Raw genomic sequence first — 16476 nt, 5'->3', positions numbered from 1 at the left:
ATACAGCTGTCATGCCCCGGCTTGACCGGGGCATCCAGGGCGGATTCAACCGCTCGTCGCAACACTCCAGCAAGGAGGTTGCGATGGAGAGCTGTGTGCGGGTGGGTCGTGCTCAGAAGGCCCTGCGAGAGCATTACAGACCGTTCTGGGTCGCGATTGCCTCGGGGCGATCGAGCGAGGATGCTTCGATTGAGGCCGGGGTGTCGCCGGCGGTCGGAGTGCGCTGGTTCCGGAGGGCGGGCGGTATGCCGCCAACACATTTGTCGCGGTCGTCAAAACCCTCATCAGGGCGCTACCTCTCGTTCGCCGAGCGTGAGGAGATCGCCATCTTGCGCGCGCAGGGGCATGGGGTGCGAGCCATAGCTCGCCAGCTCGATCGGCCGCCATGCACGATCTCTCGTGAGCTCCGACGCAATGTGGCGCGTCGCCACGGCGCTGCAGAGTACCGCGCGACCACGGCACAATGGCGCGCTGATCGATCCGCCCGACGACCCAAATTGGCGAAGTTGGCAATCAATCCGGCCCTGCGGGATTATGTGCAAGACCGGCTTGCCGGTATGATCGCCAAGCCGGACGGGAAGCCCCTCCCTGGCCCGAAGGTGGTGTGGAAGGGGCGCCGGGCTGTACATCGGCAAAACCGGCGCTGGGCGACGGCATGGAGCCCGGAACAGATTTCGCGGCGACTTCGGCTCGACTTCCCCGAGGATGAGACGATGCGCATCAGTCACGAGGCGATCTATCAGGCGCTTTATGTGCAGGGACGAGGGGCTTTGCGTCGCGAACTGACGGCCTGCTTGCGCACCGGGCGGGCGTTGCGGATGCCAAGGGCGCGCGCGCGTAAAGGCCGAAGCTTTATTCCTTCCGAGATCATGATCAGTCAGCGTCCGGCGGAGGCCGCCGATCGAGCTGTGCCGGGCCACTGGGAAGGTGACCTCATTATGGGCCTTGGAAGCTCCGCGATCGGCACTCTGGTGGAGCGCACGACCCGTTTTACCATTCTGCTGCATCTACCGCGCATGACGGGCCAGGAACAGGAAGCTGGGGTGAAGAAAGCACTCGCCGGACATGGCGCTGAGGCCGTGCGCGATGCCATCACCCGCGCAATCGTCACCATGCCAGAGCAACTGCGTCGGTCACTGACTTGGGATCAAGGAGCCGAGCTGGCACAGCATGCACGTCTGAGGATCGATGCAGGCGTACAGGTCTACTTCTGCGACCCTCATAGCCCATGGCAGCGCGGCACCAACGAGAACACGAATGGGTTGCTGCGTCAGTACTTTCCAAAAGGGACCGATCTCAGCATGCACAATGCCGAGGACCTCGAGGCCGTGGCTCTCGCACTCAATACCAGGCCCAGAAAGACGCTCGGCTGGAAAACACCCGCCGAAACTCTCGACCAATTGTTACGGGTGAGCGATACACGGAGTGTTGCGACGAGCGGTTGAATCCGCCCAGTACGCCGCGGCTTATCGATTCAGCCACAGACGGCTCGGAGTACTGGATCGCCCGGTCAAGTGTTCAGCCCGGGGACATGACCGACGGGTGTTCGGGGACATAGCCGACACATCATAGTGCAGGGATTTGGCGGTAAAGGAGGCCAAGTCCATGCCCTGGCGAGAGGTGTCGGTGATGGATCAGCGGCGGGAGTTCGTGCGGCTTGCGATGCAGGAGGGAGCGAACCGGCGGGAGCTCTGCCGGCGGTTCAATATCCATCCCGACACGGGCTACAAGTGGCTTGCCCGATGGCAAGCGGATCAGAATGTCAACGACCGCTCGCGCCGACCGCATGCGAGCCCGGGACAGACCGATTGCGAGCTCGAGGCACGTATTCTCGCGGTGCGCGATGCCCATCCGGCATGGGGAGCTCGCAAGATAGCTCACTGCCTGGAGCGCAATGGTTTGCGTTCGCCAGCAGTCTCAACAGTTCATCAGATCTTGCGTCGGTCTGGCCGCATCAAGCCTCCGATCGGCGGCCCGATGGCAAGCCAGCGTTTCGAGATGCCGGCCCCCAATCTGTTGTGGCAGATGGACTTCAAAGGCTGGGTTCGGCTCGGCAATGATACCCAGTGCCATCCTCTGACGGTGGTGGATGACCACTCCCGCTATGATCTGTGTCTGCAGGCCTGTGCCGATCAACGCACAGATACCGTGCGCAGCCGCCTGGAGAAGACCTTTCGCCACTACGGGCTCCCGGAGGCCTTCTTCGTCGACAATGGTTCGCCCTGGGGTGATCCTTCCGGCGAGCGATGGACACGGTTCTCGGTGTGGCTGCTCAAGCTTGGCGTCGCCGTCATCCGCAGCCGCCCATATCACCCGCAAAGCCGCGGCAAGAATGAACGATTCCACCGCACCCTCGCGGCTGAGGTGTTCGCACTGCGACAGTTCCGCGATCTCGCAGAGACGCAGCGTGCCTTCGACGCCTGGCGGGAAGTCTACAACTTCGAACGGCCACACGAGGCGCTCGGACAACAGGTCCCGGCCAGTCGATATCGGCCCAGCCAGCGACCAATGCCCGATCGATTGCCACAGGTCGAATACGACAGCCATGAGATCGTGCGCCGCGTCTCCACGACCAAGGCCTATGTCAGCTTCAAGGGACGTCTGTGGAAAGTGCCACAGGCCTTCCGTGGCGAGCGCCTCGCCATCCGCCCCTCGGCAAACGATGCGCAATACGGGATCTTCTTTGCCGCCCACCAAATCGCTATCATCGACTTGGCGAGCGGAGAAAGTGTCGGCTATGTCCCCGAACACCCGTCGGTCATGTCCCCGGGCTGAACATCAAGCCGGGCGATGACACCGAATGTGTGGCGAGCGCTCACCCCTTGCTCACATCTCCCGCCTCGGCCTCGCTCGCCTCCAGCGACACCGGCTCGAGGTGATAGCGCTTGATCAGCGGCATCTGGATCATGCCGAAGATGGCGGTCAGCGGAAGGACGCCGAAGACCTTGAAGTTCACCCAGAAGTCCGTGCTCTGGGTGCGCCAGATGATCTCGTTCAGCACCGCGATGCCGGCAAAGTACAGCGCCCAGCGCAGCGTGAGGATGCGCCAGCCGTGCGGCGTCAGATTGAACACCTGGTCAAACATCACGGCGATGAAGGAGCGGCCGAACAGCAGGCCGCCGCCGAGGATCGCGGCGAACAGGCCGTAGATGATGGTCGGCTTGACCTTGATGAAGGTCTCATCGTGCAGCACCAACGTCAGCGTGCCGAACACCAGCACGATCACGCCGGTCACGATCGCCATGATCGGGATGTGCCGTGTCACCACATAGGAGGCGGCCATCGCGGCCACGATCGCCACCATGAAGGCGCCGGTCGCGGCGAACAAATTGAACTTCGCATTGACGAAGAAGAACACGAGCAGCGGACCGAGCTCGGTCGCGAGCTTGAACAACGGATGCGGCTGGGTCTTGTCCATTCTCAACTTTCGATTCCGGCGATCGCGCGGGCGAAATCGCGCGCGGTGAAGGGCGCGAGATCGTCGACGCCTTCGCCGACGCCGATGAAATGCACCGGCAGTTTGAATTTCTCCGCCAGCGCCACCAGGATGCCGCCGCGCGCGGTGCCGTCGAGCTTGGTCATCACGAGGCCGGTGACCCCGGCGGTGCGATGAAAGGCCTCGACCTGCGACAGCGCGTTCTGGCCGACGGTGGCATCGAGCACCAGCAGCACCGCATGCGGCGCGGTGGCGTCCACCTTGCGAATGACGCGCACGACCTTCTCGAGCTCGTTCATCAGCTCGGCCTTGTTCTGAAGCCGGCCGGCGGTGTCGATCAGGAGCACGTCGATGCTCTGCTCCTTCGCTGCCGTCAGTGCGTTGAAGGCGAGGCTTGCCGAATCCGATCCTTGCGCGCCGGCAATGACGGGCGTCTTGGTGCGCTCGCCCCAGACCTTGAGCTGCTCGATCGCCGCTGCGCGAAACGTGTCGCCGGCGGCCAGCATCACCTTGCGGCCTTCGGACGCGAACTTTTGCGAGAGTTTGCCGATGGTGGTGGTCTTGCCGGAGCCGTTGACGCCGACCACGAGGACGACGAACGGCGTCTTGCCGGCGTCGATCTCGAGGGGCTTCGCCACCGGCGCCAAGACTTTCTCGACTTCGGTCGCGACCACGTCCTTGACCTCATCCGCCGAGATCGCTTTGTCGTAGCGCCCCGCGCCGACGGCGTCCGCGATCCGTACCGCGACTTGCGTGCCGAGATCGGCGCGCAGCAGCACGTCCTCGATGTCGTCGAGCATGGCGCGGTCGAGCTTGCGCTTGGTGACGAGGTCGGCGACCGCAGTCCCGAGCGAGGACGACGTGCGCTTCAGCCCGTTGGAGAGGCGGCGCCACCAGCTCAGCTTGGGGGTCTCGGAGGTATCGTTCATGGCGGGGGTGTGTTAGCCGTTCCGACGATTAAACGAAAGTCTTGCAATTGCTCGATGTTCCCGAATTGACCGCCGATGAAATCTTAGGCCGCGTGCTCCATCGCGACGGCTTGATGCTGGTTATCGACAAGCCGGCCGGCCTGCCGGTGCATCGCGGCCCCAAGGGCGGGGCGAACCTCGAAGCCTCCTTCGACGCGCTCCGCTTCGGCCTGCCGCGACCGCCGGTGTTGGCTCACCGGCTCGATAAGGATACCTCCGGTTGCCTCGTGCTTGGCCGCCACCGCAAGGCGACAGCCTCGCTTGGCCTGCTGTTCAAGCACGGCAAGATCGGCAAAACCTACTGGACCGTGGTCGAGGGCGGTCCTGCCGAGGACGAAGGCAGCATCGACATGCCACTCGGCCGCCTCAATGCCGAGCGCGGCTGGTGGCAGAAGCCGGATCCGGAAGGGCAGAAGGCGATCACGAATTGGAAGGTCATGGGCCGCGGCGCGGGCCTCGCCTGGCTCGCCATGGAACCGGTGACCGGACGGACCCATCAATTGCGAGTGCATTCGGCCGCGACCGGCTGGCCTATCGTCGGCGATAACATTTACGGCACCGGCCCGCGCTTCGGCGAGCCGCGCCTGCACCTGCATTCCCGCGAGATCGTGGTGCCGATCTCCCGGAACAAAGAGCCGATCCGCGTCGTGGCGCCGGCTCCGCCCCACATGCATGAGCGCCTCCGCGCCTGCGGATGGAACGGGGACTGAACCTCTCCCGCTTGCGGGAGGTCGGCGCGTGGCGCCGAGTGAGGGTTCTCTCCTCTTGGGGAGTCCCTCTGTGGAGATATCCTCTCCCCAGCCCTCCCCCGCAAGCGGGGGAGGGAGCGCACTGACGCTGCGGCGGCATCTCGCTAAAGCTAGTCGCCCTCAGGCCATGGTTTACGAAACGTTCAGCGCTCGGCTCTAATGATAGCGGTTGCTTAGAACAGGCTTTTCGTAACCGCTCAGGACGAGCAGCGCGTGATGTCCAAGGCCGAGCTATCGATCGTCGACGAGGTCGAATCCGCGATACGGATGGGCTCGCCGGAAAAAGGGCTGGAGACGGCCCGGCGCGTCACCGACCTGTTCCTGGCTTCTGCCGGCAGTTTTGACGACGAGCAGATCGCGCTGTTCGGCGACGTGCTCGAGCGCCTGATCGGCACCATCGAGCTGCGCGCCATCGCCGATATCGGCGCCCGCGTTGCGCTCGCCGAGATCAGCGCGCAGCTCGCGCCGATCGCCCAGGCGCCGCCGTCCGTGATCCGCCGCCTCGCCAACAATGACGAGATCCGTATCGCCGGACCCGTGCTCCAGGAATCCGCCCGCCTCGATGATGGCGAGCTGATGAAGATCGCCTCCAGCAAGGGCGAGCCGCATCTGCTCGCTGTCGCCGGCCGCTGGTGGCTGAAGGAGATCGTCACCGACGCGCTGCTGGCGCGGCGCTATCCCAGCGTCAGCCGGCGGCTCGCGGCCAATCCCGGCGCGCGTGTCTCCGGCAGCGGATTTGCCATCATCGTCGGACAGGCCGAAAGCGATCCGGAACTCGCAATCAGCGTCGGCGTCCGCGTCGATTTGCCGTCGGAGCTGCGCCGCCAATTGCTGCGCTCGGCGAGCGATGCAGTTCGGACCCGATTGTTGTCACGCGCGCCACCGCATCTGTTCGAGGAAATCCAGAGCGCGATTGCCGCCGTCACCGTCGGCGTCGAGCGCGAGATGTCTGGCGTTCGCGATTTCGAAGGCGCCAAGCGGGCCATCGCAAATCTCAAAGCGCACGGCCGGCTCAACGAAGCGACGCTGCTCGGCTTCGCCACACAGCGGCGCTACGAGGAGACCGTGGCGGCGCTTGCAGCGCTGTCTGAATCAACCGTCGAGGTGATTCGCCCGCTGATGCAGAGCCTGCGCGACGACGGCCTCCTGGTGCCGTGCAAGGCCGCGCAGCTCAGCTGGGACACCACCGCCGCCGTGCTCGAAAGCCGTTACGCGACGGGCGCGATGAAGCCAGCAGATCTCGCGCGGGCGCAGGGCCATTTTGCGAGACTGACGCCGGAGAACGCGCGGCGGACCCTGCGGTTCTGGCAGGTGCGGGCGTTGTAGACTCTTCCCCTCTCCCCTTGCGGGAGAGGGTGCCTCGCGAAGCGAGGCGGGTGAGGGGTCTCTCTCCGCGCATGACTCTCTCAATGCGAGTGCGCTGAAGCAACCCCTCATCCGGCGCTTCGCGCCACCTTCTCCCGCAAGGGGAGAAGGAAGAAAGCAGCGGACTATATGGTCAGCCGCTCGCCATCACTGCCAACAATCCTGAGCGACACCACACTTCCCACCCGTTCGCCCGCAATCGCCACCGGCAGATAGTGTTCCGTGCGTCCCTGCCCTTCGCTCTCGATCAGCACCTCGCGCGTCGCGCCGATCTCGGCTTGCAGCCGCTGCCGCAACGCCGCCTCGCCAACTGCACGCAGCCGCCGCGCGCGCTCCTTGATCGCGCTGCCCGCAACCTGCGGCATCCGCGCGGCCGGCGTGCCGGGGCGTGGCGAGTAGGGGAAGACGTGCAAGAAGGTGAGGTCGCATTCCTCGACGAGATCGAGCGAGCGCGAGAACATCTCCTCGGTCTCGGTCGGGAAGCCCGCGATGATGTCGGCGCCGAAAATGACGTCCGGGCGCAGGCGACGCACCTGGTCGCAGAACGCGATCGCATCCTGTCGCGAATGCCGCCGCTTCATCCGCTTCAAAATCATGTCGTCACCGGATTGCAGCGACAGGTGCAGATGCGGCATCAGACGAGCATCGTCGGCGATGGCATCCAGCAGATCGTCATCTGCCTCGATCGAATCGATCGAGGAGATGCGCAGGCGCTTCAATTCCGGCACGTGCCGCAGGATCTGCTTGGTCAGCATGCCGAGCTTGGGCGTGCCCGGCAGGTCAGCGCCGTAGCTGGTGAGGTCGACGCCGGTCAGCACGATCTCGGCATGGCCGCGCCGGGCCAGCGCCCGCACCTGTTCGACCACCGCGCCCATCGGCACCGAGCGCGAGTTGCCGCGGCCGAACGGGATGATGCAGAAGGTGCAGCGATGGTCGCAGCCGTTCTGCACCTGCACGAAGACGCGCGGCAGGCCGGTTGCAAAGCCGTCAACGAGATGCGGCGCCATCGCCTTCACCGCCATGATGTCGCTGACGGCGACCTTCCCGCCGGCGCCGATGTCGAATGCATCGCGCGCATCGCGCCATGCGGACGAGCGCAGCTTGTCGTCATTGCCGACGACGCGATCGACCTCGGCCATAGCGGCGAACATCGCGGCTTGCGTCTGTGCCGCGCAACCGGTGACGACGATGCGGGCCCCGGGCCGCTCGCGTTTCAATTTGCGGATCGATTGGCGCGCCTGCGCCACCGCCTCATTGGTGACGGCGCAGCTGTTGATGACGATGGTGTCGGAGAGGCCTGCGCTCTCCGCCTCGCGGCGGATCACCTCGGCCTCGAAGGCGTTGAGGCGACAGCCGAAGGTGACGATGTCGACGGCCATCAGCCGACCGGCGCGAACAGCGCCGGATCGAAATTGCCTTCATATTCGAAGGTCGCGGTGCCCGTCATCAACACATGGTCGTCGCGCTCGCGCCATTCGATGCCGAGCTTGCCGCCGGGCAGCGTGATCTCGACATTGCGATTGGCTCGCTTCAATCGCGCCGCAGCGACGGCCGTGGCGCAGGCCGCCGAACCGCACGCCTTGGTAAGACCGGCGCCACGCTCCCAGGTGCGGATCGTGATGTGCTCGCGATCGACGATATGGGCGAGCGTGATATTGGCGCGCTCGGGGAAGATCGGATGGTTTTCCAGCAGCGGACCAAAACGCTCGAGATCATAGGCGTTGACGTCCTCGACCCAGAAGATCGCGTGCGGATTGCCCATGCTCACCACGGAGGGCGAATGCAGGATCGGATTGTCGATCGGCCCGATCTGCAACTCGATGTAGCGGGTGTCGCGGAACTCTTCCGCCAGCGGGATGTCCTGCCAGCCGAACTTCGGCGCGCCCATGTCGACGGTGTAGAGGTCGGGCGCGGGGCCCTGCCAGCAATTGAGCAAGCCCGCTGCCGTCTCGAATGTCGCGGTGGTCTGTCCGCTCTTCTCGAAGATGCGGCGCACCACGCAGCGCATGCCGTTGCCACAGGCGCCGGCCTCGGAGCCGTCATTGTTGTAGATGCGGATGAAGGCTTCGGTGCCGGCCAGCCGCGGCTTCTGCAGCACCATGAGCTGGTCGTAAGCCACGCCACCGTTGGCGGAGGCCACCGCCCGCGCGTCGTCCGGCGTCACGCGGCTTGCGGAATCGCGCATGTCGACAACGACGATCTCGTTGCCGATGCCGTTCATCTTGGCAAATGCGTGGTTGGCCAGCGCGCTCATGAAAATTCCCGAATTTCGCCCGTCTTATATGGCGATCCTTGCCGGCTTGGCCAGCGGTTTACTGCGAAGCGCCGAGCAGGCCGGCCATGACGCATCTGTCATGGGACGAATTCGGCGCTCGCGTGTTAGAAACTGCGCCGTTCGCGCGACCGGGAGGCGCGGCCGGGTGCAGGACGGATTTAGGCCTTGGGACACAAGGTCTTGGGGAGAATAAAATGATCAGGTTTCGTCGTCTCGCTTTGGCCGCGCTGATCCCGGCAGCGGCCTTGTCGTTTGGCCTGTCCGGAGTTCTGGCGCAAACACCGAGCCCGGCGCCCGCCGCATCGGCAAGCCCCTCGCCGGCGCCATCGGCTTCACCATCCCCTGCCGCGAGTGCTTCGCCTGCGCCGGTGGCAACGCCCGCGCCGGCGGCCAGCGCCTCACCCGCTGCGACGCCCTCGCCCGCAGCCAGCGCCTCACCCAGCCCGGCGGCGCCCGCGGCAGCCGCCACGCCCGCCCCGGTGCAGACCGCCGATCCCTTTGGCCTCGAGACCATGCTCGAGCCCAAGAAGGTCGTGATGGTCAAGGGCACTGCCAATTGGGATTCGGCCTTCGACACGCTGATCGACGCCTTCAAGGCGCTGAACGCGCTGCTGGACAAGCAGGGCATCAAGCCATCAGGCAATTCGATGATCGTCTATACCTCCACCGACGACACCGGCTTCACCTTCCTCGCCGAGATCCCGGTCGAGCAGGATCCGAAGAACCTGCCCAAGGATATGAGCATCGGCAAATCGCCGGAGGGCAAGGCGTTGAAATTCGTCCATCGCGGCTCCTACGACAACATGGACAACACCTATGAGGCGATCACCAATCACCTCGACGACAAGAGGCTGGAAGCCAAGGACACCTTCATCGAGGAGTACCTCACCGATCCGCTGAAGACGGCCGAGGACAAGCTCGTGATCAACGTTTTCGTGCCGCTGAAGTGAGAATGATGAAAAAGCCTGCCCTCCTTTTGACGTCCCTTGCCGCCGTCTTCGCCACCACGCTGGCGGACCCCGCGCGCGCCGACGATTTTCCGTCCGTCATTTCGGTGAGCGGCGAAGCTAGGATTTCCGTGGCCCCCGATCTCGCGCAGATCGATGCCGGCGTCGCCAACGACGCCAAGTCGGCGAAGGAAGCTTCCGACGCCAACAACGCGGCGATGGGCAAGGTGCTGCTGGCGCTGAAGGGCGCCGGCATCGCCGAGAAGGATTATCAGACCTCGCGCCTGTCGCTGCAGCCGCAATACGGCCAGAACAAATCCACCGGCGCCTCGCCCGTGGTCGGCTTCCGCGCCTCCAATCGCGTCACCGTAAAAATTCGCGACGTGACCAAGGTCGCCGGCATCATCGACACGCTGGTTAGCGCCGGTGCCAACGACATCGGAAATATCTCGTTCGAGGTGACGCAGGCCTCAAAACTACTCGATGATGCGCGCGAGCAGGCGGTCGCCGATGCCCGCCGCAAGGCGGAGATCTACGCCAAGGCTGCTGGCGTGACGCTGGGCGCGCCGCTCAGCGTCACCGAGGGCGGCGGCCCGGTGCCACTGTTCAAGGGCCGCATGGCAGCGGCTCCGATGGCCGCACCCGCCGCCGTTGCACCGGGCGAGGAGACGCTGTCGGTGACGGTGAATGTGAGCTGGGCGATCAAGCCGGGGCAGTAAGCGCCGCAAGAGGCAGGCTGCCAACACAATCTCAGCCGTCGTCCTGGCGAAAGCCAGGACCCATTACCCCAGGGCGTAGTTGCAGCGCGAGCTGGCAACAACGCGTCTTCGTCAAACCACTCTCTGTGGTAATGGGTCCTGGATCAGCGCTCGCTCCGCTCGCTTGTCCAGGACGACGATTTTTATGCTTGGAGAGAGTTAAATCTCCACCACCTGCCCGGGCATCATCGCCACGAACCGCTGTTGCGGGATCTTCGCGGCATCCAGCGCTTCGACCAGCGCCTTCGCCGGCGCATCGATCGCCTCATCCGTCAGCTGGAACGTGCCGTGATGATGCCCGAGCGCGTCCTGCGCGCCACAATCCGCGAGCGCTTTCACGGCATCTTCCGGATTCATGTGCTGGTCGCGCATGAACCAGCGCGGCTCATAGGCACCGATGGGGAGGATCGCGAGCCGCAGCGGCCCATGCTTCTCCGCGACGCGTCGAAAATGCCAGCCATCGCCATAGCCGGAATCGCAGACGACGTAGATCTTGCCGGCCGGCGTCTCCAGCACGAAGCTCGCCCATAGGGCCTTGTTGCGATCGAACACGCCGCGCGCGGTCCAGTGCCGGGTCGGGACCAGATGCACGGCGATGCCGCCACCGAGCTCGACGCGGTCGTGCCAGTCGAACCCTTCCACCTTGATCGCGGGATCGGAGCTGCGCATCGTGACGTCGTTGCCGAGCGGGGTGACGACGCGCGGGGCAAAATTCTTGGCGAGCCGCGACAGCGTCGCAATGTCCAGATGATCGTAGTGCCCGTGCGAGACCAGCACGACGTCGATCTTCGGCAAATGATCGAAAGAAATGCCGGGATCGTTGTGCCGCTTCGGCCCGGCCCAGGCGACCGGCGAGGCCCGCATCGACCAGACGGGATCGACCAGGATGTTGAGACCGCCGGCCTGGATCAGCCAGCTGGCGTGGCCGACGAAAGAGAGCCGCACCTTGTCGCCGTCGACACGCGCCGGCGGGGTGTCGGCGTGTGGACTGGGGACCCAATCCGGCCATTTCGCGCGTTGCCGCTTGCCGCCGAATTGCCAGCGCAGCACCTCTCGAAGCGATTTCGGCGGTGCACCGTCGGGATCGAAGAAGTGCAGGCCGTTGAAATGGTCGGAGGCGGGACCGTCATAGGTTTTCATGCGGGACATCCAAAGGGACGGAACACCGACCAGCGCGCCGGCACCGGCAAGCAGTCCGAACAGGCGACGGCGGGTGATCGGCACGGCCGGCTTTTAGAGATGGTAGCGGAGAAAGGTCATCGCCTTCTATATGGGCGAAGCCCTGGGAAAAGGAACCGGCAGCCGAAAGGGCTCTATTTTCAGGATCTTGCCCTGGCAGGACCGTCCCGACACCCTAACTTTCCTTGACTTTTGGGCGTGAGCGGCGTTTAACCCCGCCACTTTCTCGGAAAGGCTTTCTTTTCGACCCGCCGACTGGCCCTGGAGGCCGGAGGTCAACGCCCGACAGCGCTGTGCGCCCTCGGGCGCAAAGGTGTTTGGACTTTCTTCTCCCTCGCCCCGCTCTTGCGGGGAGAGGGTCGGGGTGAGGGGCTCTCTCCGCGTGTAATGCGCGTAGATGGTCCCGTACCCCCTCACCGGCCGCGCAAGTGCGCGGCGACCTCTCCCCGCAGGCGGGGGAGGTAAAAAAGGACAACGGCATTGTTCGACAATCTGTCGGAACGGCTTGGCGGAATTCTCGATCGTCTGACGGGGCGCGGTGCGCTGACCGAAAAGGACGTCGATGCCGCGATGCGCGAGGTGCGTCGCGCGCTGCTGGAGGCCGACGTCGCCTTGGAGGTTGTGCGCAGCTTCACCGAGCGCGTGCGCGAGCAGGCGATCGGCGCCACCGTCGTCAAGTCGGTCACGCCCGGCCAGATGGTGGTCAAGATCGTCCATGACGAGCTGATCAACACGCTCGGTGCCGAAGGCCAGACCATCGACGTCAATTCCGTGCCGCCGGTGCCGATCATGATGGTCGGCCTGCAAGGCTCGGGTAAGACCACCACCACCGCAAAGCTCGCCCGCCGCCTGGTCCAGCGCGACAAGCGCAAGGTGCTGATGGCCTCGCTCGACGTCTACCGCCCGGCGGCGATGGAGCAGCTGGCCGTGCTCGGCCGCGATCTCGACATTCCGACCCTGCCGATCGTGACGGGCCAGCAGCCGCCGCAAATCGCCAAGCGCGCGCTGGAGGCCGGCAAGCTGGGCGGCTACGACATCGTGCTGCTCGACACCGCCGGCCGCACCACGCTCGACGAAGAGATGATGGCGGAGGCAGCCGCGATCAAAGCCGCGGCCAACCCGCATGAAGTGCTGCTGGTCGCAGACAGCCTCACCGGCCAGGACGCCGTGAATCTCGCGCGCTCGTTCGATCAGCGCGTCGGCCTCACCGGCATCGTGCTGACCCGCGTCGATGGCGACGGCCGCGGCGGCGCCGCGCTGTCGATGCGCGCTGTCACCGGCAAGCCGATCAAGCTGATCGGCACCGGTGAAAAGACCGACGCGTTGGAAGATTTCCATCCTGATCGTATCGCCGGCCGCATCCTCGGCATGGGCGACGTGGTCTCGCTGGTCGAACGCGCCGCCGCCAACATCGACGCCGAGAAGGCCGCGCGCACCGCCGAGCGCATGCGCAAGGGTCAGTTCGACCTCAACGACATGCGCGAGCAGCTGCTGCAGATGTCGAACATGGGCGGCATCAGCGGGCTGATGGGCATGATGCCCGGCATCTCCAAGATGAAGAACCAGATCGCGGCCGCTGGGATCGACGACAAGATCCTGAAGCGCCAGGTCGCGATCATCGATTCCATGACGCGCGACGAGCGCCGTCATCCCGACTTGCTGAAAGCAAGCCGCAAGAAGCGCATCGCCGCGGGCTCGGGCCAGAGCGTCGAGCACGTCAACAAGCTCCTGAAGATGCACCGGAACATGGCCGACGTGATGAAGGCCATGGGCTCGGGCAAGCGCGGCCCGCTCGCCGGCATCGCACAGGCGATGGGCTTTGGCGGCGGCATGAAGATGCCGTCTCCCGAAGAGATGAAGGCTCTTCAGGAAAAGATGCAGAGCGGCGGCGGACAGGGCCTGCCCAATCTGCCGAAGGATCTCCCTGCGGGCTTGCGCCAGGGCCTACCGAACCTTCCTGGTCTGACCGGACTGAGCGGCAAGCCGACGCTGCCGGGCCTCGGCGGTTTCCCGGGCAAGAAGAAATGAGGAATTCGTCGCGGGGGATCGCAAGCATCCCGCGCAACGCGGAATATCAATCAACCGAACAAACCGTACTTTGAAGGAGAACTGAATGTCCGTCGTCATCCGCCTCGCCCGCGCAGGCACCAAGAAGCGTCCCGTCTATCACGTCGTCGTTGCCGACTCGCGCTTTCCGCGCGATGGCCGCTTCATCGAGCGCCTCGGCTATTTCAACCCGCTGCTGCCGAAGGACAACGAGGCGCGCCTCAAGCTCGACATGGAGAAGGTGAAGGCCTGGGTCGCCAAGGGCGCGCAGCCGTCGGACCGCGTGGCGCGTTTCCTCGACGCTGCCGGCGTCAAGAAGCGCGAAGCGCGCAACAACCCGCAGAAGGCCGTGCCGCGCAAGGAGCGCAAGGCGCAGGCCGAAGCCGCCGCGAAGGCGTAAGGCCGGATCATGTCGGCGCTGGTCTGCGTCGCGCGGATCGGCGCCGCGCATGGGGTGCGCGGTGCGGTCAAATTGTGGACCTTCACCGAAGATCCCTTTGCCATCAGACGCTACGGTCCGCTGCTGTCCAAGGACGGCAAGCGCCAGTTCGAAGTAGCATCGGCGCGCGAGGCCAAAGATCATCTGGTCGCGACCTTCAAGGGCGTCACGACCCGCGATGAGGCCGAGCGCCTCAACGGCATCGAGCTCTACGTTCCGCGCGAAAAGCTGCCGGCGACCGACGAGGGCGAATATTACCACACCGACCTGATCGGGCTCGCCGCCGTCACCACTGACGGCGAGCCGCTCGGCCGCGTCGTCGCGATCCAGAACTTCGGCGCCGGCGACATCATCGAGATCGCCCCGCCCAAAGGCCCGACGCTGCTGCTGCCGTTCTCCAACGCGGTGGTGCCGGAGGTCGATATCGCCGGCGGCCGTGTCGTGATCGCGCTGCCGCAGGAGATCGAGGGCGAGGACGAAGGCGAAGTCCCTCCTCCGGGTCGTCCCGGCCTAGTGCGCAAAGCGCACGGGAGCCGGGACCCATAACCACGAGACGTGGTTTTTGGCTAAGCTGGTAGCTCCGATCATCGCAAAACGAAGCGCGGTGGCTATGGGTCCCGGATCTGCGCTCCGCTTCGCTGCGCTTGCCCGGGACGACAAGAACTGAGAAGCAATGACCAACCCCTCACCCTGGCGCGCGACGGTGCTGACGCTGTTTCCGGAGATGTTTCCGGGGCCGCTCGGCGTGAGCCTGGCCGGCCGGGCGCTGGCCGCCGGGCTGTGGCAACTCGAGGCGCGGGACATCCGGGCCTCCGCCACCGACCGGCATCGGAGCGTGGACGACACCCCGGCCGGCGGCGGGCCGGGCATGGTGCTGCGGGCGGACATCCTGGCAGCGGCCATCGATGCTGCTCAAATCAGCCCGGAGCGGCCGCGCTTGCTGATGAGCCCGCGTGGTCGGCCATTGACCCAGGCCCGAGTTGTGGAGCTGGCCAGGGGCCCCGGCCCCCTGATCGTTTGCGGGCGGTTCGAGGGCGTGGACCAGCGGGTGATCGACGGGCGCGGCCTGGAGGAGGTCTCGATCGGCGATTACGTGCTGTCCGGGGGCGAAATCGCAGCCATGGCCCTGATCGACGCCTGCGTCCGGCTGCTGCCGGGGGTGATGGGCAAGGAGGCCTCGGGAACCGAGGAAAGCTTTTCGGACGGCCTGCTCGAATACCCCCAATACACCCGCCCGCAGCTGTTCGAGGGGGCTCCGATCCCGGAGATCCTGACCTCCGGCGACCACGCCAAGGTCGCGAGCTGGCGGCGCGCTGAATCCGAGGCCCTGACGGCGGCCCGGCGGCCCGATTTGTGGGCCCAAATCCCGAGCAAGGCCCCGAATCGGGCCGGCCGCCAAAAAACGCCAAAAAACAAGACAAACGGGTGACAAACGCTTCGGCTTGCCTTATAGGAGCGGCCACATCCGCAATGGCTGGATAGACGAATTTCGCGCAGCCCCCGTTTCGAAGGCTGGGCGCGCCGATGGAGATTTACCCATGAACCTGATCAAGCAGCTCGAGCAGGAGCAATTCGACAAGCTGTCCGCCAGCAAGGACATCCCGGAATTCGCCCCCGGCGACACCGTGATCGTCAACGTGAAGGTCGTCGAAGGCGACCGCACCCGCGTGCAGGCCTATGAGGGCGTCTGCATCGGCCGTTCCGGCGGTGGCCTCAACGAGAGCTTCACCGTGCGCAAGATCTCCTATGGCGAGGGCGTCGAGCGCGTGTTCCCGCTGCTCTCCCCGATGATCGACTCGATCAAGGTGGTGCGCCGCGGCAAGGTGCGTCGCGCCAAGCTCTATTACCTCCGCAACCTTCGCGGCAAGTCGGCCCGCATCGTCGAGAAGCAGGACCGCCAGGCTGCCGTCGGCGAGTAAGCTCCGCCACCAGGCAAGTTCTAGAAAGCGCGGGGCTCGGCTCCGCGTTTTTTTGTTTTGCCCGGCTGTCTGTACTCGTTCTCGTCATTGTGGGCCACCGGGTCCGCGCAAAGCGCGGCCCGATGACAGGCTCCGCGAAGCAATCCAGAATCTTTCCGCGGAGGACTCCGGATTGCTTCGTCGCAAGAGCTCCTCGCAATGACGAATTCGAAGCTCTCGCGCTTTTACCTCTGCATGCTATATAGCTTCTAGAATGTTTCCAGATCTGACCAGCCTCGCCCCCGTCAAGCGCATCGTCATCGACGATCGCTCGCGGCTGCCCGGCCGGTTCTTCGGACGCTTCGCGACCTCGGCAACGTCAGAGCTTACGCGCGCAGCTCAAAAGCTGCGCTGAC

17 protein-coding genes are annotated in these 16476 nt (G+C 65.0%); 12 read left to right on the top strand and 5 right to left on the bottom strand.

The window, feature by feature from the left end; all coding sequences use genetic code 11:
• Positions 1 to 83 precede the first annotated feature (83 nt).
• Positions 84 to 1445 carry an IS30 family transposase gene (locus tag ACNJX8_RS01765; RefSeq protein ID WP_439359333.1) on the top strand — a complete coding sequence of 454 codons (1362 nt, stop codon included), beginning with the start codon at positions 84 to 86 and terminating at the stop codon, positions 1443 to 1445.
• Between the two features lie 160 nt (positions 1446 to 1605).
• Positions 1606 to 2775, top strand: a complete 1170-nt coding sequence (locus ACNJX8_RS01760; RefSeq protein ID WP_128936665.1) for an IS481 family transposase — start codon at positions 1606 to 1608, stop codon at positions 2773 to 2775.
• 40 nt (positions 2776 to 2815) lie between these two features.
• Here the strand turns inward: ACNJX8_RS01760 and ACNJX8_RS01755 are convergent, their stop codons facing one another.
• Both ACNJX8_RS01755 and ftsY read right to left on the bottom strand, forming a co-directional pair.
• Positions 2816 to 3418 carry a septation protein A gene (locus tag ACNJX8_RS01755; protein WP_128930638.1) on the bottom strand — a complete coding sequence of 201 codons (603 nt, stop codon included), beginning with the start codon at positions 3416 to 3418 and terminating at the stop codon, positions 2816 to 2818.
• Between the two features lie 2 nt (positions 3419 to 3420).
• Positions 3421 to 4365 (bottom strand): signal recognition particle-docking protein FtsY, encoded by a 945-nt coding sequence (gene ftsY / locus ACNJX8_RS01750; RefSeq protein WP_091893059.1) that lies wholly within the window; start codon positions 4363 to 4365, stop codon positions 3421 to 3423.
• Between the two features lie 47 nt (positions 4366 to 4412).
• Between ftsY and ACNJX8_RS01745 the strand changes: the two genes are divergently transcribed.
• Positions 4413 to 5114, top strand: a complete 702-nt coding sequence (locus tag ACNJX8_RS01745; RefSeq protein WP_439362051.1) for an RluA family pseudouridine synthase — start codon at positions 4413 to 4415, stop codon at positions 5112 to 5114.
• Between the two features lie 255 nt (positions 5115 to 5369).
• Positions 5370 to 6479 carry a DUF2336 domain-containing protein gene (locus tag ACNJX8_RS01740; RefSeq protein WP_439359363.1) on the top strand — a complete coding sequence of 370 codons (1110 nt, stop codon included), beginning with the start codon at positions 5370 to 5372 and terminating at the stop codon, positions 6477 to 6479.
• A 164-nt stretch (positions 6480 to 6643) separates the two neighbouring features.
• On the opposite strand, the gene mtaB is transcribed toward ACNJX8_RS01740, so the two are convergent.
• Both mtaB and dapF read right to left on the bottom strand, forming a co-directional pair.
• Entirely contained in the window at positions 6644 to 7897 is a 1254-nt protein-coding gene (mtaB, locus tag ACNJX8_RS01735; RefSeq protein ID WP_439359362.1) for a tRNA (N(6)-L-threonylcarbamoyladenosine(37)-C(2))-methylthiotransferase MtaB, read from the bottom strand.
• Complete coding sequence (dapF, locus tag ACNJX8_RS01730) at positions 7897 to 8772, bottom strand: diaminopimelate epimerase (protein ID WP_128930634.1); 876 nt, start codon at positions 8770 to 8772, stop codon at positions 7897 to 7899. The genes mtaB and dapF overlap by 1 nt, the downstream gene beginning before the upstream one ends.
• 215 nt (positions 8773 to 8987) lie before the next feature.
• Between dapF and ACNJX8_RS01725 the strand changes: the two genes are divergently transcribed.
• On the top strand, positions 8988 to 9743 hold the full coding sequence (locus ACNJX8_RS01725; RefSeq protein ID WP_439359361.1) for a GyrI-like domain-containing protein: 756 nt from the start codon (positions 8988 to 8990) through the stop codon (positions 9741 to 9743).
• A 5-nt stretch (positions 9744 to 9748) separates the two neighbouring features.
• Positions 9749 to 10459 (top strand): SIMPL domain-containing protein, encoded by a 711-nt coding sequence (locus tag ACNJX8_RS01720; protein ID WP_128937071.1) that lies wholly within the window; start codon positions 9749 to 9751, stop codon positions 10457 to 10459.
• Between the two features lie 198 nt (positions 10460 to 10657).
• Here the strand turns inward: ACNJX8_RS01720 and ACNJX8_RS01715 are convergent, their stop codons facing one another.
• Complete coding sequence (locus tag ACNJX8_RS01715) at positions 10658 to 11722, bottom strand: MBL fold metallo-hydrolase (RefSeq protein ID WP_439359360.1); 1065 nt, start codon at positions 11720 to 11722, stop codon at positions 10658 to 10660.
• Positions 11723 to 12157: 435 nt separating this feature from the next.
• On the opposite strand from ACNJX8_RS01715, the gene ffh reads away from it, so the two are divergent.
• From ffh to ACNJX8_RS01685, 6 genes are all read left to right on the top strand, one after another.
• The gene (ffh, locus tag ACNJX8_RS01710; RefSeq protein ID WP_128942198.1) at positions 12158 to 13705 is read left to right on the top strand and encodes a signal recognition particle protein; all 1548 of its coding nucleotides are present in this window, start codon (positions 12158 to 12160) and stop codon (positions 13703 to 13705) included.
• Between the two features lie 85 nt (positions 13706 to 13790).
• Positions 13791 to 14123 (top strand): 30S ribosomal protein S16, encoded by a 333-nt coding sequence (gene rpsP, locus ACNJX8_RS01705; RefSeq protein ID WP_035702960.1) that lies wholly within the window; start codon positions 13791 to 13793, stop codon positions 14121 to 14123.
• Positions 14124 to 14132: 9 nt separating this feature from the next.
• Positions 14133 to 14708: a ribosome maturation factor RimM gene (rimM, locus tag ACNJX8_RS01700; RefSeq protein ID WP_439359359.1), complete on the top strand. Its 576-nt coding sequence runs from the start codon at positions 14133 to 14135 to the stop codon at positions 14706 to 14708.
• A 127-nt stretch (positions 14709 to 14835) separates the two neighbouring features.
• Complete coding sequence (trmD, locus tag ACNJX8_RS01695; RefSeq protein ID WP_439359358.1) at positions 14836 to 15591, top strand: tRNA (guanosine(37)-N1)-methyltransferase TrmD; 756 nt, start codon at positions 14836 to 14838, stop codon at positions 15589 to 15591.
• A gap of 109 nt (positions 15592 to 15700) precedes the next feature.
• The gene (gene rplS, locus ACNJX8_RS01690; RefSeq protein WP_091893038.1) at positions 15701 to 16081 is read left to right on the top strand and encodes a 50S ribosomal protein L19; all 381 of its coding nucleotides are present in this window, start codon (positions 15701 to 15703) and stop codon (positions 16079 to 16081) included.
• 253 nt (positions 16082 to 16334) lie between these two features.
• Positions 16335 to 16475 carry a hypothetical protein gene (locus ACNJX8_RS01685; RefSeq protein ID WP_249759040.1) on the top strand — a complete coding sequence of 47 codons (141 nt, stop codon included), beginning with the start codon at positions 16335 to 16337 and terminating at the stop codon, positions 16473 to 16475.
• The last annotated feature ends 1 nt before the right edge of the window (position 16476 follow it).

The organism is Bradyrhizobium sp. SPXBL-04, assembly GCF_051853035.1.
In the GTDB taxonomy this organism is placed as follows: domain Bacteria; phylum Pseudomonadota; class Alphaproteobacteria; order Rhizobiales; family Xanthobacteraceae; genus Bradyrhizobium; species Bradyrhizobium zhanjiangense.
The sequence above is the reverse complement of the archived record's forward strand: the minus strand, read 5'-3'. Positions and strand labels throughout refer to the sequence as shown.

Coding starts and splice junctions, on each gene's coding strand:
- ACNJX8_RS01765 (WP_439359333.1), top strand. CDS start 84: ATGGAGAGCTGTGTGCGGGTGGGTCGTGCTCAGAAGGCCCTGCGAGAG.
- ACNJX8_RS01760 (WP_128936665.1), top strand. CDS start 1,606: ATGCCCTGGCGAGAGGTGTCGGTGATGGATCAGCGGCGGGAGTTCGTG.
- ACNJX8_RS01755 (WP_128930638.1), bottom strand. CDS start 3,418: ATGGACAAGACCCAGCCGCATCCGTTGTTCAAGCTCGCGACCGAGCTC.
- ftsY (WP_091893059.1), bottom strand. CDS start 4,365: ATGAACGATACCTCCGAGACCCCCAAGCTGAGCTGGTGGCGCCGCCTC.
- ACNJX8_RS01740 (WP_439359363.1), top strand. CDS start 5,370: ATGTCCAAGGCCGAGCTATCGATCGTCGACGAGGTCGAATCCGCGATA.
- mtaB (WP_439359362.1), bottom strand. CDS start 7,897: ATGGCCGTCGACATCGTCACCTTCGGCTGTCGCCTCAACGCCTTCGAG.
- dapF (WP_128930634.1), bottom strand. CDS start 8,772: ATGAGCGCGCTGGCCAACCACGCATTTGCCAAGATGAACGGCATCGGC.
- ACNJX8_RS01725 (WP_439359361.1), top strand. CDS start 8,988: ATGATCAGGTTTCGTCGTCTCGCTTTGGCCGCGCTGATCCCGGCAGCG.
- ACNJX8_RS01720 (WP_128937071.1), top strand. CDS start 9,749: ATGAAAAAGCCTGCCCTCCTTTTGACGTCCCTTGCCGCCGTCTTCGCC.
- rpsP (WP_035702960.1), top strand. CDS start 13,791: ATGTCCGTCGTCATCCGCCTCGCCCGCGCAGGCACCAAGAAGCGTCCC.
- rimM (WP_439359359.1), top strand. CDS start 14,133: ATGTCGGCGCTGGTCTGCGTCGCGCGGATCGGCGCCGCGCATGGGGTG.
- trmD (WP_439359358.1), top strand. CDS start 14,836: ATGACCAACCCCTCACCCTGGCGCGCGACGGTGCTGACGCTGTTTCCG.
- rplS (WP_091893038.1), top strand. CDS start 15,701: ATGAACCTGATCAAGCAGCTCGAGCAGGAGCAATTCGACAAGCTGTCC.
- ACNJX8_RS01685 (WP_249759040.1), top strand. CDS start 16,335: ATGTTTCCAGATCTGACCAGCCTCGCCCCCGTCAAGCGCATCGTCATC.